Raw genomic sequence first — 13,863 nt, 5'->3', positions numbered from 1 at the left:
CACTCCTCGTTCGAGATGGGTCCACCAGCGGATCACTGTAATCGGCGCGGCCGTACGGGTGTACGCGCCGGTACACCTCAGTCCGTGGCGCCCAGCCACGCCGGATGCCACAGGCGGCCGGTCTCGGTCCAGTTCATGAAGCGCACCGTGCCATGGATTTTCGGGGTCACCCAGACCGCTTCCTTGCGCTCCTCTGCGGTCAGGTCGTTGTCGAACGGGCTGGTCTTACGCTCCGAAGGGCTCAGCCGTTTGGCCAGCTCCCGCATGTCGGTGTCGTTGAATCCGGTGCCGACCCGGCCGACGTAGATCAGCCTGCCCTCGTACGGGATGCCGACGAGCAGCGACTTGAAGTCCCTTGCGTCGCTGCGCCGCCAGCCGCCGATGACCACCTCCTGGGTGCGCCAGTTGCGCTGCTTCACCCAGGAGTGGCCGCGTTTGCCGGGCAGGTACACCGAATCCTTGCGCTTGGCGACCACGCCCTCCATGCCCTGGTCCTGGCTGTAGCGCACCGCGTCGGCTCCGGAGCCGTCCAGTCGCGGCGGCACGAGCAGCGAGGGCGCGGTACCGGCGAGCGCCTCCAGCACCCGGCGCCGATCCGAATACCGTTTGCGGACAAGCGAAGTGCCGTCCAGATACAGCACGTCGAAGCCGACGAACACGGCCCGCGCCGCATCCGCTTGGAGCAGGCCGAGATTGGCCACCCCGTGGTCGTCGAAGACCACCGCCTCGCCGTCCAGGACCACGTTGTGCCCGGCCAGCTCGTCGCCGAGCACCGCCATCCCCGGGTAGCGGTTGTTCACCACGATGCCGTGTCGGCTGCGCAAAGTGACTGTGCCGGACTCGATTTCAGCGATCAGCCGGAAGCCGTCCCACTTCGTCTCGAAGCACCACTCGTCTGCGGTGAGATCCGCGACGTCACCGGGGGTCGCGAGCATCGGCGCCAACCCCCTCGGGAAGGGCGACGGCCCGCTCGACACCCGGATGATGCGGCCGGACGGCTTGGCGGGCTCTTCGCCGAGACCGCTCGCGGCCCTATCACTCGGATCGGCTCCGTCGGGATGCTGCTCGCGCATCAGATGCATCAGCCACTGGTTGCCGTTGGTCTGGATCAGCGCGTAGCGCCCGTTGAGCCGCTCGCCGTGGAATCGGACGATCACCTCGTCGTCGCGCCACTTCTCGGTGTCGTAGGTGCCGGAATCCCAGATCGTCATCTCGCCGGCGCCGTACTGCCCCTTCGGGATGGCGCCGTGGAAATCCAGGTACTCCATCGGGTGGTCCTCGGTGTGCACGGCGAGCCGGTTCTGATCCGAGGTGGTCGGCGGGCCCTTCGGCACCGCCCAGGACACCAGCACGCCGCCGCGTTCGAGCCGCACATCCCAATGCAGCCGCCGCGCATGGTGTTCCTGCACGACGTAGCGATTGCCCGCCCCCGGTTCCGGCCGCTCGGCGGGCACCGGCTCGGGTGTTCGCGCCGGGTCGCGCATCGATCGATACTTGGCCAGCGCGTCGGCACCGGACTCCGGCGACGCGGTATTGCCCTGCGGCAGTGCCGGATCGAGCTCGGCGAGCAGGTCGCCGTCGGCCTGCCAGCGGGCGAGGACCTCGTCGAACCGCAAGTGCCGCAGCTTCTTCCGGTTCTCGATTTCCTGCCAGGTGCGCGGCGCCGCCGCGGTGGGCTCCGCGCGACCGCGCATGGAGTACGGCGCGATCGTGGTCTTGGCGGCGTTGTTCTGGCTCCAGTCGAGGAAGATCTTGCCGCCGCGGGCCGCCTTCGCCATCGTCGCGGTGACCAGATCCGGGTGCAGCCGTTCGAGATTCGTGGCCACCTGCTTGGCCACGGTGGACGCGCCGCTCGAACTCACCTCGCGATCCAGCGGGACATAGATGTGAATTCCTTTGCTACCACTGGTGACCGGGAACGCGCGCAGGCCGATGTCCTCGATCATGTCGCGTACCGCGAGCGCCACCCGCGCGCAATCCGCCAGCTCCATATCGGGGCCGGGATCGAGGTCGAAGACGATGCGGGTCGCCGGCCCGACCGAGTCGCCGTCGAAACGCCATTGCTGCACATGCACTTCCAGCGCCGCCTGCTGCCCGAGCCAGGCCAGCCCGGCCTCGGAGTCGATCATCGGATAGGTGACCTTGCGGTCGGAGTGCTGGATGGTGTGCCGTTCGAGCCACGACGGCGCGTGCGCGGGGAGGTTCTTCTCGAAGAAGGAAGGCTCGTCGACCCCGTTGGGCCAGCGCTTCCTGGTGACCGGGCGACCGGCGATATGCGGCAGCATCGCCGGCGCGATCGCCGAATAGTAGGCGATGACTTCGCCTTTGGTGGTGCCGGTGGCCGGATACAGCACTTTGTCGAGGTTGCTGAGTTCAACCTCGATACCCCCGAACCGCCGGCGGGAAGCCATGACAACGATTTTAGAGGCGGGGACCGACAAAAAGCGGGCCCCCGCCGCTCGTCAGACCTGTGTGCCCGGCTGATCCGGGGTGCCGGGCTGATCCGGGGTGGTGCCCGGCGCGCCCGCACCGCCCGGCTGACCCGGCGCACCCGGCTGATCCTCCGGCGGGACCACCTTCTTGGCGGCCTCCTTACCCTTCGCGATCTTGTCCGAGTACTTGCCCTGGGTCTTCTGGTCGATGAAGTCGCCGCCCTTGTCGATGGCGTCGTTGATCTTGTCCGCGTTCTTGGCCGCCGCGTCCTTGCCCTTGCCGACGAGGCCCTTCAAAGTATCTGCGAAGCTCATAGCTTTCCGATCCTTCCTCTAGCCCACTAGCAGGATGTCAACCCACATCTTCCCACCATGAATCCCGCAGTGGTACACCACCGGGGTCGACCCGCTGGCCGGGCATCGGAATCGCGATCGCGGTGCCCGCCGCCTCGGCCGCCGTCACCATCCGCCGCACCGGCTCGGACCACCCGTGGAACGCCAGATTGAAGGTGGCCCAGTGGATCGGCACCAGCAGGCCGTGGCCTGCGTCACCCGCGCACAGATCGGCGTGCGCGCGGACCGCTTCCTCCGGATTCATGTGCACGTCGCGCCACCGCTCGTCGTACGCGCCGATCGGCAGCAGCGTCAGATCGAACGGGCCAAGGGCCGCACCGGCTTCCGCGAACGCCTTGGTGTAGCCGGTGTCACCGCCGAAGTACGCCCGCTTGGTCGGCCCGACGATCGACCAGGACGCCCACAGGGTGGTGTTGCGGATCAGCCCGCGGCCGGAGAAGTGCCGCGCCTCGGTACAGGTGAGCACCAGATCGGAGCCCTCGTGGGCCCGGCCCAGCGCGGACAGCGAAACCGAACCGCTCCAATCCAATTCGATGATCCGGTGCTCCGGCACGCCCCAGTGCCGCAGGTGCGCGCCGATGCCGATCGGCACCAGGAACGGCGCGGTCTGGCGCAGCACGAGCTCGCGAACGGTGTCCTTGTCCAGATGGTCGTAGTGGTCGTGCGAGATGAGCACCGCGTCGACCGCGGGCAGCTCCGCCAGCGGCGTCGGCACCGGATGCATCCGGGTCGGCCCGACCAGCGCGGACGGCGAAACCCGTTCGCTCCACACCGGATCGGTGAGCACCCGGTAGCCGTCGATCTCGATCAGCGCGGTGGCGTGGCCGTACCAGGTGACGGCCAGGTCGGCGGCCGACTCCGGCAGCTGCGGCGTCTGCAGCGGGATCACCCCGGTCGGGCGGCCCACATTGCGCTTGGTGAACGCCGAAACCAGCAGCGACGGCGCCGATCCCGCGGCCAGCTGACTACTCGGTTCGGTGTTGTGGAAATGGCGGTCGCGGTAGGTGGTCGCGCCCGCCGCGTACGGCTGGATGGCCGAGATCGAGGCGCCCATCGCGGATGGGATGCCCCACGCCGCCCGGACCACCCAGGTGAGGCCGAGCGCGCCCGCCGCGGCACCGGCAATGCTGCGGATGTTCATCATCGCCCCACGAATTTCGCGGCGCGCTTCTCTTGTCTGGCCAGCCTGCCCTCCTGCGCGTCGGCGCTGGACCACGCCGCCTCGAGCGCGTCGCGCTGCTGCGCGGTCTCCGGCTCGCGGGTGCCGTCGTCGTTGAGCACCAGTTTCATGTGCCGCAGCGACAGCGGGGCGAGCTCGGCGATCTGCTTGGCCCAGGCCTGTGCGTCGGCCAGCGTGCCGAGCCGGTTGGCGAAGCCGAAGGCGTAGGCATCGGCCGCCGTGACCGATTCCGCGCCGATCAGGATGGTCCGGGCCGGGCCGCCGCCGATCAGCGAGACCAGCCTGCGCATCGTCCACCGGTCGACCGAGATGCCGAGCTTGGCCGCGGGGATCGCGATGTAGGCGTCCGGCCCGATCACCCGCAGATCCGAGGCGATGGCCAGCTGCACGCCGGCGCCGAGCGCACCGCCGTTGATCGCCGAGATCACCGGCACCGGCACGGACTCGACGGTGTGCAGCATCTCCATCAGCCCGGCCAGGAACTCCTCGGAGTAGACACCGGACAGATCCGCGCCCGCACAGAAGATGGGGCCGCGGCCGGTCAGCACGATCACCCGTGCGCCGTCCGCGACGGCGGCGATGACGGCTTCGCGCAGCAGCGTGATGAGCTCGAGGTTGAGCGCGTTGCGCCGCTCCTCCCGCTGAAGTTCGATGGTCACTACGTCACCGTCTCGGCTAACTCCGAGCATGCGACCTCCCCAACTGAGCGATCCGTCTGGTTACATTCACTTTGCCACAGCCGACGGCGCAGACCGCTCAAGCGGATACGATCTCCGGCTGTGCCGACAGACTTCGAAATCCTGGTGATCGGCGCTGGTCAGGCCGGACTGTCGGCCGGTTACCACCTCCAGCGCCTCGGGCTACGCCCCGAACAGGACTTTCTCATCGTGGACCATGCACCCGGCCCCGGCGGGGCCTGGCAGTTCCGCTGGCCCTCGCTCACCCTGACCACCGTCAATCGGGTGCACGACCTCCCGGGCATGTCGTTCGCGAAAACATTGCCGCCGGGCTCGGAATCGGCACCCGCGGCGACCGCGGTGCCGCACTACTACGAGCTCTACGAGAAGCGCTTCGACCTGCGGGTGCGCAGGCAGGTGACGGTCACCGTGGTCTGCGACCGGACCGAGGACGGTAGCCCCGCCGAACACGGGCCGATCCTCAACGCCGAGACCGACGCGGCGGGCACGATCCGGGTGCGCGGCCTGATCAACGGAACCGGCACCTGGGAACACCCCTTCATCCCCCGCTATCGCGGCGCGGAGACCTTCGCCGGGCGACAGCTGCACACGCACGACTACCGCACCGCGGCGGAGTTCGCGGGCAAGCACGTGGTGGTGGTCGGCGGCGGTGTCTCGGCGGTGCAGTTGCTCGACGAGATCTCCCAGGTCACCTCGACGACCTGGGTGACAAGGACCGAACCGGTCTTCCGCGACGACTCCTTCGGACTCGAGGACGGACGCGCGGCGGTGGCCCAGGTGGAGGACCGGGTACGCCGGGGCTTGCCGCCCGGGTCGGTGGTCTCGGTGACCGGGCTGCGGCTCGACGATCGCCTGCGGGCCGCCAAGGCACGCGGCGCGCTGCACCGGCTGCCGATGTTCGACCACATCGAACCGGACGGGGTGCGCTGGGCCGACGGTTCGTTCCAGCACGCGGAGGTGATCCTGTGGGCCACCGGATTTCGCAGCGCACTGGACCATTTGGCGCCGCTGCGCCTACGCGGGCCCGGCGGCGGCATCACCATGACCGGGCGGCTCGCCACCCAGGTGGCCGCGGATCCGCGCATCCACCTGATCGGTTACGGGCCGTCCGCGAGCACGATCGGCGCGAACCGCGCCGGGCGCGCGGCGGCCACGGAGCTCACCCGATATCTGAAGGCGCAGTGACCCTCAGTCCTCCAGGCCCATGGTGAGCGTCTCCGGGTCGCCGCCGATGCGCGAGCCGGTGTCCAGCGCGTTGATCGCGTCCAGCTGATCGCGGGACAGTTCGAAGCTGAACACGTCGAAGTTCTCCGCGATCCGGGACGGGGTGACCGACTTCGGGATGACGATATTGCCGAGCTGCAGGTGCCAGCGGATGATCACCTGGGCCGGCGTGCGGCCGACCGCGGCGGCGACCGAGGTGATGGTCTGATCGTCGAGCAGGGTGCCCTGGCCGAGCGGGCTCCACGCCTCGGTGGCGATCGCATGACCCGCGTGGAACTCGCGTAGCTCGCGCTGCGCGAGCCGCGGATGTAGCTCGATCTGGTTCACCGCGGGGATCTCACCGGTCTCGCCGATGACCCGTTCCAGGTGCGCGGGGTTGAAGTTGGAGACGCCGATCGACTTGACCCGGCCCTGGGTCTTGAGCGCCTGCAACGCGCGGAAGGTGTCCACGTAGCGGTCGGCCTTGGGCACCGGCCAGTGGATCAGGTACAGGTCGAGGTAGTCCAGGCCGAGCCGCTGCATGCTGGCGTCGAACGCGCGCAGCGTGGAGTCGAAGCCCTGCTCGGAGTTCCAGACCTTGGTGGTGACATAGATTTCGTCGCGCGGCAGCCCGAAATCGCGGATCGCGCGACCGGTCCCCTCTTCGTTGCCGTAGACCGCCGCGGTGTCGATACTGCGGTAGCCGACCTCCAGCGCGGTGGTGACAACCGAGGTCACATCCTCCTCGGGCACCTGGAACACACCGAAGCCGAGTTGCGGGATCACGTTCCCGTCGTTGAGGACGATCGAGGGGACGGCGGAGGTCTCGCTTCTGAAGGTCACCCTGCGACGGTAGAAGTGTGGCGGCGAGCCGTCAACGCTGCCCCTTGGCGTGTTGGTCTCCGGTTTACCGCTCGACCTGCACTTTCGTGCCGTCCGACAGTGATGGTGATGACTCGATGGCCGCTGCGGGCGCGGCTCTAGCCGTCCGCCTGGTCGACCGCGCCCGGCAGGCCGAGCCTGCGGTAGCGCTGCTTGCGCAGCGCAAGGAGTTCGGCGGCGGGTCGGTTGCGCAGCCCGGCGAGCTCGCCGGAGACGGCGGCGACCATGCGGCGGGCGAAGTCGACGGATTCGTCGGCGGCGTCGAGGAATTCGGGGACGATGCGGTCGACGACACCGTCGGCCAGTAGGTCGGCGGCGCGGATGCGTTGGGACTGCGCCAGTTCAGCGGCGTGCTCGGTGTCGCGGTAGACGATGGCGCTCGCGCCCTCCGGTGGCAGCGGGGCCAGCCAGGCGTGGGTGGCGGCCAGGACGCGGTCGGCGGGCAGCAGGGCCAGCGCGCCGCCGCCGGTGCCCTGACCGAGCAGCACCGAGATGGTCGGCGTGTTCAATGTCACCAAATCCGCGATGCAGCGGGCGATTTCAGGGGCCAATCCGCGTTCCTCGGCCTCCTTCGACAGCGCGGCACCCACCGTGTCGATGACCAGAACCAGCGGCAGGCGCAACTCCTCAGCAAGCGCCATGCTGCGGCGCGCCTCGCGCAGCGCGGCGGGCCCCATGGGGTATCCGTCCTGCTGCCCGGAACGGTCGTGACCGAACACCACGCACGGCTGGCCGCGGAAGCGCGCCAGCGCGTGCACCACGGTTCGATCGGATTCACCCTGCCCGGTCCCGCTGAGCGGAACCCGTTGCGTCACATGACGTAGCAAGTCACGAATGCCGGGCCGCTCCGGGCGTCGGGAGATCTCCACGGATTCCCATGCCGAGACCGGCTCGGCGGCCGTGCGTCGGCCCTGGATCGGATCTTGTTCACCCACAGTCGAATCCGGCACCGGGACGCCGCTGAAGACGCTGAGTGCGCGGTGCGCGATGCGGCGAAAAATGCGGACCGTGACGGCGCCGTCGATAACACCGCGGCGGTACAGATTTTCGGCGGTCTGCACGCCCTCGGGAAAGGGCTCACCGTACAGGGCCTGATACACGCGCGGGCCGAGGAAGCCGATCAAGGCGCCGGGTTCGGCAAAAGTCATGTGCCCCAACGAACCCCACGACGCGAACACGCCGCCCATGGTGGGGTTGCGCAGGTAGACCAGATAGGGATGGCCCGCGCTCTTGTGCGCGGCGACCGCACCGGCGATCTTCACCATCTGCACGAAGGCGACGGTGCCCTCCTGCATCCGGGTGCCGCCGGAGGTCGGCGAAGCGACCAGGGGCAGCCCGAGTTCGGTGGCGCGCTCGACGGCCGAGACGATCCGCTCCGCCGCGGCGACGCCGATCGAGCCCGCCAAAAAGCCGAACTCGCAGGCGATTACGGCCACTCTGCGGCCGCGCAGCAGTCCCTCGCCGGTGAGCACCGATTCATCGGTGCCCGCCGCGACCGCCGCCGTGCGTAACGTCTCGCGGTACCGCGGGGTCGCGGCCACCGTGATCGGTGACCGGTCCCAGCTGACATACGAGTCGGTGTCGAGCAGTTGCCCGAGCAGCTCGCGCGCCGAAATCTTCACCGAGGGAGCTTATCCACTCGGCAACCGGCGGGCGGGACGCTGACCGTTTCGAGCGACCTGCGAACAGCCGCTCAGTGCGCAAACGGTCAGTAGCCCTGCATCACCTTGCGCAGGGCGTACTCGGTGAGCGCGACCAAGGCCTGCTTGGCCGGCTCGCGACGCCGAGCGTCGATGGACAGGATCGGCACGTCCGCGGGCACCGCGAGCGCCTGCCGGATGTCCTCGATCGGATACCGCGGCGCGTCGTCGAATTCGTTGAGCGCCACCAGGAATGGTAGGCCGCGCGCTTCGAAGTAGTCGACAGCCGCGAAGCTGTCCTCCAGTCTGCGGGTGTCCACCAGCACCACGGCGCCGATGGCGCCGCGGATCAGGTCGTCCCACATGAACCAGAATCGGTACTGGCCCGGCGTACCGAAGAGGTACAGCACCAGATCGTCGGCGAGGCTGATCCGGCCGAAGTCCATCGCCACCGTGGTGGTCGACTTCATCGGAATGCCGGTCAAATTGTCGATTCCGGTACTGGCATTGGTCACCAATGCCTCGGTGCGCAGCGGAACGATCTCCGAGACAGCACCCACCATCGTGGTCTTACCGACACCGAAGCCACCCGCGACGACGATCTTGGCCGACGTCGGCTTGCTGGTGCGGGTGTCGACCTGCGCCGTCGAATCAAATACGCCGGAGTCCACTGAGAACCCTTTCGATCAGCTCGCGACGTTCATCGTCGCTGGAATCGTCTTTCAAAGTCGCCGAAACGCGTACATGCCCGGCCTCGATCAGGTCGGCGACCAGCACGCGTGCCACCCCGATGGGGATACCAAGTCGGGCTGCTACCTCGGCAACGGACGGCGATTCTCTGCACAACTCCACGATTGACGTCTCGATGTTGGTCAGTTCGAACTGCCGCTCCAGGGCGACCGGATGCGATGCGACGAGAGCCTCCAACGCCAACTCGACCGCGGGCCTCGTTCGGCCTGCGGTCAACGAGTATGGGCGGACGAGACTGGGCTCGGCGCTCCCCAAGCGGTGATCTTCTATGTCCATCCCACCATCAGGAACCCATCGTGACGCGTGGCGTGGCCTGAACTGTCTGGCCAACCCGCTCGACCAACAACGCCATCTCGTAACCGACCTGACCGATGTCGCACGACGTGTTGGTCAGCACGGCAAGGTACGAGCCGTCGCCGACCGCCATGAGTAGCAGGTAGCCGTGCTCCATCTCGACGACGGACTGCAGCACGGTGCCGCCCTCGAACAGGTTCGAGACACCGACCGAGAGGCTGGCCAGTCCGGCGGTGACGGCCGAGAGCTGCTCGGCACGGTCGACGGGCAGCTGAGCGCTCGCGGCCATGAGTAGGCCGTCAGCCGAGACCAGGACGGCATGGGCTACGCCAGGAACCTCGTTGGCGAAGTTCGAAACCAGCCAATCCAGCTGACGATTCGTACCACCTAGATCGGGGTTCATCGGTCTCCTTTATCTCCGGTTAAGTTCATTGCTCTCATTGCGCGGCCATCCCGGACGCCCTGCTGATGACGACTCAAGCTGGACCTGATCGTTTCTGGATCACGGCTCGGTGCCCGTTCCACCGCACCGTTGACGGCGCCCGGGACCAGCCTTCCGCCCGGATTGCGTTGCGGCAACCCAGCCGCCGTCCTCGTCTCGGATTGTGCCTCGCTGGCCCGGCGAGCCGCCTGCCAACCCTCATCACCCGGTGACTCGAAGGACGCGGCCACTTGGGACCTGTCCATATTCGGGTCTGAGAGCCACGCCGACATCATTTCCGCGAAAATCGGTGTTCCGCCCATGACGGAGTCGCCGGTTTCGACCGCGGGCTGCAGCCTGGTCTGGAAGAACGACGCCGTCCTGGACGGGTTGGCCCGGTAGCTGTGCCTACCCGGGTCGGCGCCGGCGGCTTCGGTGTCCTTCGGCTGCTCGTCGCTGCCGGGCAGCGTACCGCGTCCGCGCTGCGAAAGACCAAGTCCCGGCGTGGAATCCCGCTGGGGCAGACCGTCACCCGGTTCGCGCTGCGGCAGATTCGGCGGCACCTGGCTGCCCGGCTGCCGCTGTGGCAGCCCGGTCGGCGTCGCGTCCCGCTGCGGCAGGCTCGACGCCGCCGCGTGGCGCTGGGGCAGACCACCGGCGTTGGGATCACGCTGGGGCAGGCTCGAATCCCGCTGCGGCAAACCACTGGCACCCGGATCGCGCTGCGGCAGACCACCGGACGCGGTATCCCGCTGCGGGAGCCCACCGGCGCTCGGATCACGCTGCGGCAGAATCGAATCCCGCTGCGGCAAGCCACCCGCACTCGGGTCGCGTTGCGGCAGACCACCGGCGGTCGGGTCGCGTTGCGGCAACCCACCGGACGCGGACTCCCGCTGCGGGAGACCGTTCTCGCCACGCTGACGCTGCGGCAGACCACCGGCGCTGGGATCCCGCTGCGGCAAGCCACCCGCGCTGGGATCCCGCTGCGGCAGACCGCCCGCGCTCGGATCACGTTGCGGCAGACCACCCGCATTGGGGTCCCGCTGCGGCAGGCCGCCCGCGCTCGGGTCGCGTTGCGGCAACCCACCGGACGCGGACTCCCGCTGCGGCAGACCGTTCTCGCCACGCTGACGCTGCGGCAGACCACCCGCAGCCGGATCACGCTGGGGCAGACCGCCCGCGCTGGGATCACGCTGCGGCAAGCCACCGGCACTCGGATCACGTTGCGGCAGACCACCAGCGTTGGGATCACGCTGCGGCATCCCGTTCTCGCCACGCTGACGCTGCGGCAGGCCGCTGGGCGGCTGGGCGAGGCCACTGATGCTCGGCTGCGGCACGCCGTTGTTGCCCGGCTGCCGCTTCGGCAGTTCACCCGAGTTCGCGTCCCGCGGCGGCAGTCCCGTCACGGTCGGCTCGGCCGGGGCACCCGGCTGCCGCGGCGGCGGACCGCCGGGAGCGAGGTTGCGCTTGGGTAGGTTCGCGGCGGCGAGCTTGCCGCGCTGCGGTGCGCTCGACTGCTGGCCCGGTGCGGGTCGCAGGGTCGGGCTCGCCTGCTGCGCGTTCGATTGCAGGCCGGACGCCATGCTGTTGCCCGGCTGCCGCTGCGGCAATCCGCCGCCGGCCGGAACCGGACCGCTCGGATTCGCATTGGGGTTGGTGATCGGAATCGGCCCGCTGACACCCGGATCCACGGTGACCATGACGTTGCCGCCGGGGGTCCGGGTGATCGCCCGCATCTGCATCGAGGACGGGGCGGACGGCCGCTGCCGCTCGGGGGCCTGCGGGGACGGGGTGACGGGCTGGGCCGTGATCGGCTTGCCCGCCACGATCAGATTGCCGGGCACGTGCACGGTCACGGTGACGCCGGGATCGCGCGCGGTGTCGAAGGTGGGACGCAGCCGCACGGTGAGACCGTGCCGCTCGGCCAGCCTGCCGACCACGAACAGACCCATGTGCCGCGCGGTGTCGGGGCCGGGCTCGGCGGTCTGTTCCAACCGCCGGTTGATGTCGGCCATCTCGGTGGGCGGCATACCGATGCCTCGGTCGGCCACCTCGATGAGCATGCCCTGGTCGTGCGCCTGCGCGAAGGTGAACTTCACGTCGGTCTCCGGCGGGGAGGCGCGCAGCGCGTTGTCCAGCAGCTCGGCGAACAGGTGCGCCATGTCGGAGGCGGCGGGCTCGACCAGCGAACCACGTGGTGTGGCACCCAGTTTCACCCGCTCGTAGTCCTCGACCTCGGAGATCGCGGCGCGCAGCACGTCGGCGATCTCGACCGGGGCGGACTTGGCGCGACGCTGCCTGGTGCCCGCCAGGATCAGCAGGTTGTCGCCGTTACGGCGCATGCGGGCGGCGAGATGGTCCAGCCGGAACAGGTTTTCCAGCAGGCGCGGGTCCTTCTCGTCGTACTCCATCGCCTCGATCAGGCTGAGCTGATGGTCGACCAGCGACTTGGACCGCCGGGCCAGCGTCTCGAACATGTCGTTGACCTGGGAACGCATCTGCGCCTGGTCACTCGCGAGGCGCAGGGCCTGGCCGTGGATGTCGTCGACGGCGCGGGCCAGCTGGCCGATCTCCTCGGTGCTGCGCACCGGCATCGGTTCCAGCGGCACCTCTTCCGGCGAGGCGCCGTTGCGGAGCTGGGCCACCTCGTGCGGCAGGTCGCTCTCGGCCACGCGCAGCGCGGCGAGGCGCAATCGGTGCAGCGGCACGATCATCGAGCGCGCGACGAACACGGCGAGCAACAGCGCGGCGAGGATGGTCGCGACCACGACGCCGGTGTAGGTCCACGCATCCCGTTGAGCGGTGGACACCAGCGCGTTCATCGCGCTGTCGATGTCCTTGGTCGCCCGGGTCACCACGAGTTCGTAGACCGCGAGACTGTCGGTCAGCGACTTCTTCAGTTCGCCGACCGGAATCCGACCGGCCTGTGCCTCCGGGCTGTTCAGCAATGTGACACGAGTGTCGATGCCCGCACGAAGATCGGCGATCGAGGTGTCACCGTCGGAGAACCGATGTGACAGCACGCCGAGCAGCGAACGCTCGGTGTTGGCCGCGGTCAGGAAGCCCGGCGTACCTGCCTTCGGGTCCTTCAATACGCCTGGGAACGCCGCGACCTCACCGACCAGCGTGGCTCGGGTGTTGAGCGAATCGACCAGGCGCAGCTTGGCCGTATCCACCGCGGTGTCGCTGACCTGGCCGACCGTCGTCTCGACGATCCGCACACTGTCGTTGCGCACCCGGTCGATCAGACCGATGGCGTCCTCGCTCGACCCGGTGTTCACCGCTTTGCCTTGCTGGCGAACGGCTTTTGCCTGGTTGAGCATGCTGTCCAGCGCCGCACGGGCACCGGCGACACCACTGAGCTTGTCGGCTGCCTTCTCCGCGTTGGCGATCGCCTTGTCGAGATCGGCGAGGTTCTGATCCGTCACCACGGACACGTTCGGCGCGACGGCGATCATCTGCGAACCGACGGTCGTTGCCGTCTGCGCACTCAGCGCCGTGACCGCGGGGATGGCCCCCACGTTCTCGGCGACATCGGCGAGCCGACCCGAGTTGGTGAACTCCGATGAAATCCTGGACACGCCAAGGCCTACCGCGACCGCCAGCGGGACGGCCAGCACCGCCGTCACCTTCCAGCGCAGGTCCCAGTTGCCGAGCGCCCAGCGCCTTCTGCCGGACCTAGCGGCCTCACGCATCTCCCACTCACTTTCCAAACTGGCCCCAACCACGCGCCATCAGCGAACCTCCACACGCATACTGGCTCGACAGGCGGAGCTGGCCGAGAACTGCGGCTGGCCGAGAAATTGCGTCTACGACGGCCCAAATAAGTGACATCAGATTCTAACGGATCAATAACTTCTTGGGTGACTCCGAGTAAGCATGCGATCCTTGACCTGCCCGTTCCAGGCAAAACCAATGGTCACAACACCCACCCGGGCGTCGCGTGAAGTCTGCCACAATCAACCAGATCTATCGAGGCGGGCATCGAGGCGAGGCTAGGGAGTCACGG

Annotated in this window: 11 protein-coding genes; 1 reads left to right on the top strand and 10 read right to left on the bottom strand. The window is 68.5% G+C overall.

Going from position 1 to position 13,863, the window contains the following annotated elements:
- Positions 1-77: 77 nt before the first annotated feature.
- From IBX18_RS13090 to IBX18_RS13075, 4 genes are read right to left on the bottom strand one after another with little or no spacing between them, the layout of a single operon-like run.
- Positions 78-2,411 (bottom strand): ATP-dependent DNA ligase, encoded by a 2,334-nt coding sequence (locus IBX18_RS13090; RefSeq protein WP_194833978.1) that lies wholly within the window; start codon positions 2,409-2,411, stop codon positions 78-80.
- Positions 2,412-2,462: 51 nt separating this feature from the next.
- Complete coding sequence (locus tag IBX18_RS13085; RefSeq protein WP_147136100.1) at positions 2,463-2,747, bottom strand: antitoxin; 285 nt, start codon at positions 2,745-2,747, stop codon at positions 2,463-2,465.
- 37 nt (positions 2,748-2,784) lie between these two features.
- Positions 2,785-3,927, bottom strand: coding sequence for an MBL fold metallo-hydrolase (locus IBX18_RS13080; protein ID WP_194834330.1), 1,143 nt, complete (start codon positions 3,925-3,927; stop codon positions 2,785-2,787).
- Positions 3,927-4,655, bottom strand: coding sequence for an enoyl-CoA hydratase (locus IBX18_RS13075; RefSeq protein WP_194833977.1), 729 nt, complete (start codon positions 4,653-4,655; stop codon positions 3,927-3,929). Before IBX18_RS13075 ends, IBX18_RS13080 begins: the two co-directional genes overlap by 1 nt.
- A gap of 90 nt (positions 4,656-4,745) precedes the next feature.
- On the opposite strand from IBX18_RS13075, the gene IBX18_RS13070 reads away from it, so the two are divergent.
- Positions 4,746-5,849, top strand: coding sequence for an NAD(P)-binding domain-containing protein (locus IBX18_RS13070; RefSeq protein WP_194833976.1), 1,104 nt, complete (start codon positions 4,746-4,748; stop codon positions 5,847-5,849).
- Between the two features lie 3 nt (positions 5,850-5,852).
- Here IBX18_RS13070 and IBX18_RS13065 read toward each other — a convergent pair whose 3' ends face one another.
- The 6 genes from IBX18_RS13065 to IBX18_RS13040 all read right to left on the bottom strand — a co-directional run bounded on the left by IBX18_RS13065 (position 5,853) and on the right by IBX18_RS13040 (position 13,549).
- Positions 5,853-6,710 (bottom strand): aldo/keto reductase, encoded by an 858-nt coding sequence (locus tag IBX18_RS13065; RefSeq protein ID WP_194833975.1) that lies wholly within the window; start codon positions 6,708-6,710, stop codon positions 5,853-5,855.
- Positions 6,711-6,847: 137 nt separating this feature from the next.
- Positions 6,848-8,371 carry a carboxyl transferase domain-containing protein gene (locus IBX18_RS13060; protein WP_194833974.1) on the bottom strand — a complete coding sequence of 508 codons (1,524 nt, stop codon included), beginning with the start codon at positions 8,369-8,371 and terminating at the stop codon, positions 6,848-6,850.
- A gap of 86 nt (positions 8,372-8,457) precedes the next feature.
- The gene (locus IBX18_RS13055; RefSeq protein WP_014981574.1) at positions 8,458-9,060 is read right to left on the bottom strand and encodes an ATP/GTP-binding protein; all 603 of its coding nucleotides are present in this window, start codon (positions 9,058-9,060) and stop codon (positions 8,458-8,460) included.
- The gene (locus IBX18_RS13050; RefSeq protein ID WP_040731099.1) at positions 9,041-9,415 is read right to left on the bottom strand and encodes a DUF742 domain-containing protein; all 375 of its coding nucleotides are present in this window, start codon (positions 9,413-9,415) and stop codon (positions 9,041-9,043) included. The genes IBX18_RS13055 and IBX18_RS13050 overlap by 20 nt, the downstream gene beginning before the upstream one ends.
- A 7-nt stretch (positions 9,416-9,422) precedes the next feature.
- Positions 9,423-9,836, bottom strand: coding sequence for a roadblock/LC7 domain-containing protein (locus IBX18_RS13045; protein ID WP_011207200.1), 414 nt, complete (start codon positions 9,834-9,836; stop codon positions 9,423-9,425).
- On the bottom strand, positions 9,833-13,549 hold the full coding sequence (locus IBX18_RS13040; protein WP_194833973.1) for a sensor histidine kinase: 3,717 nt from the start codon (positions 13,547-13,549) through the stop codon (positions 9,833-9,835). The genes IBX18_RS13045 and IBX18_RS13040 overlap by 4 nt, the downstream gene beginning before the upstream one ends.
- Positions 13,550-13,863: the final 314 nt, after the last annotated feature.

The organism is Nocardia sp. XZ_19_369 (assembly GCF_015355715.1).
In the GTDB taxonomy this organism is placed as follows: Bacteria; Actinomycetota; Actinomycetes; order Mycobacteriales; family Mycobacteriaceae; genus Nocardia.
The sequence above is the reverse complement of the archived record's forward strand: the minus strand, read 5'-3'. Positions and strand labels throughout refer to the sequence as shown.

What these genes read in the sequence shown, in the direction of transcription:
- IBX18_RS13090 (WP_194833978.1), bottom strand. Translation starts at nt 2,411, where the DNA reads ATGGCTTCCCGCCGGCGGTTCGGGGGTATCGAGGTTGAACTCAGCAAC.
- IBX18_RS13085 (WP_147136100.1), bottom strand. Translation starts at nt 2,747, where the DNA reads ATGAGCTTCGCAGATACTTTGAAGGGCCTCGTCGGCAAGGGCAAGGAC.
- IBX18_RS13080 (WP_194834330.1), bottom strand. Translation starts at nt 3,927, where the DNA reads ATGAACATCCGCAGCATTGCCGGTGCCGCGGCGGGCGCGCTCGGCCTC.
- IBX18_RS13075 (WP_194833977.1), bottom strand. Translation starts at nt 4,655, where the DNA reads ATGCTCGGAGTTAGCCGAGACGGTGACGTAGTGACCATCGAACTTCAG.
- IBX18_RS13050 (WP_040731099.1), bottom strand. Translation starts at nt 9,415, where the DNA reads ATGGACATAGAAGATCACCGCTTGGGGAGCGCCGAGCCCAGTCTCGTC.
- IBX18_RS13045 (WP_011207200.1), bottom strand. Translation starts at nt 9,836, where the DNA reads ATGAACCCCGATCTAGGTGGTACGAATCGTCAGCTGGATTGGCTGGTT.
- IBX18_RS13040 (WP_194833973.1), bottom strand. Translation starts at nt 13,549, where the DNA reads ATGCGTGAGGCCGCTAGGTCCGGCAGAAGGCGCTGGGCGCTCGGCAAC.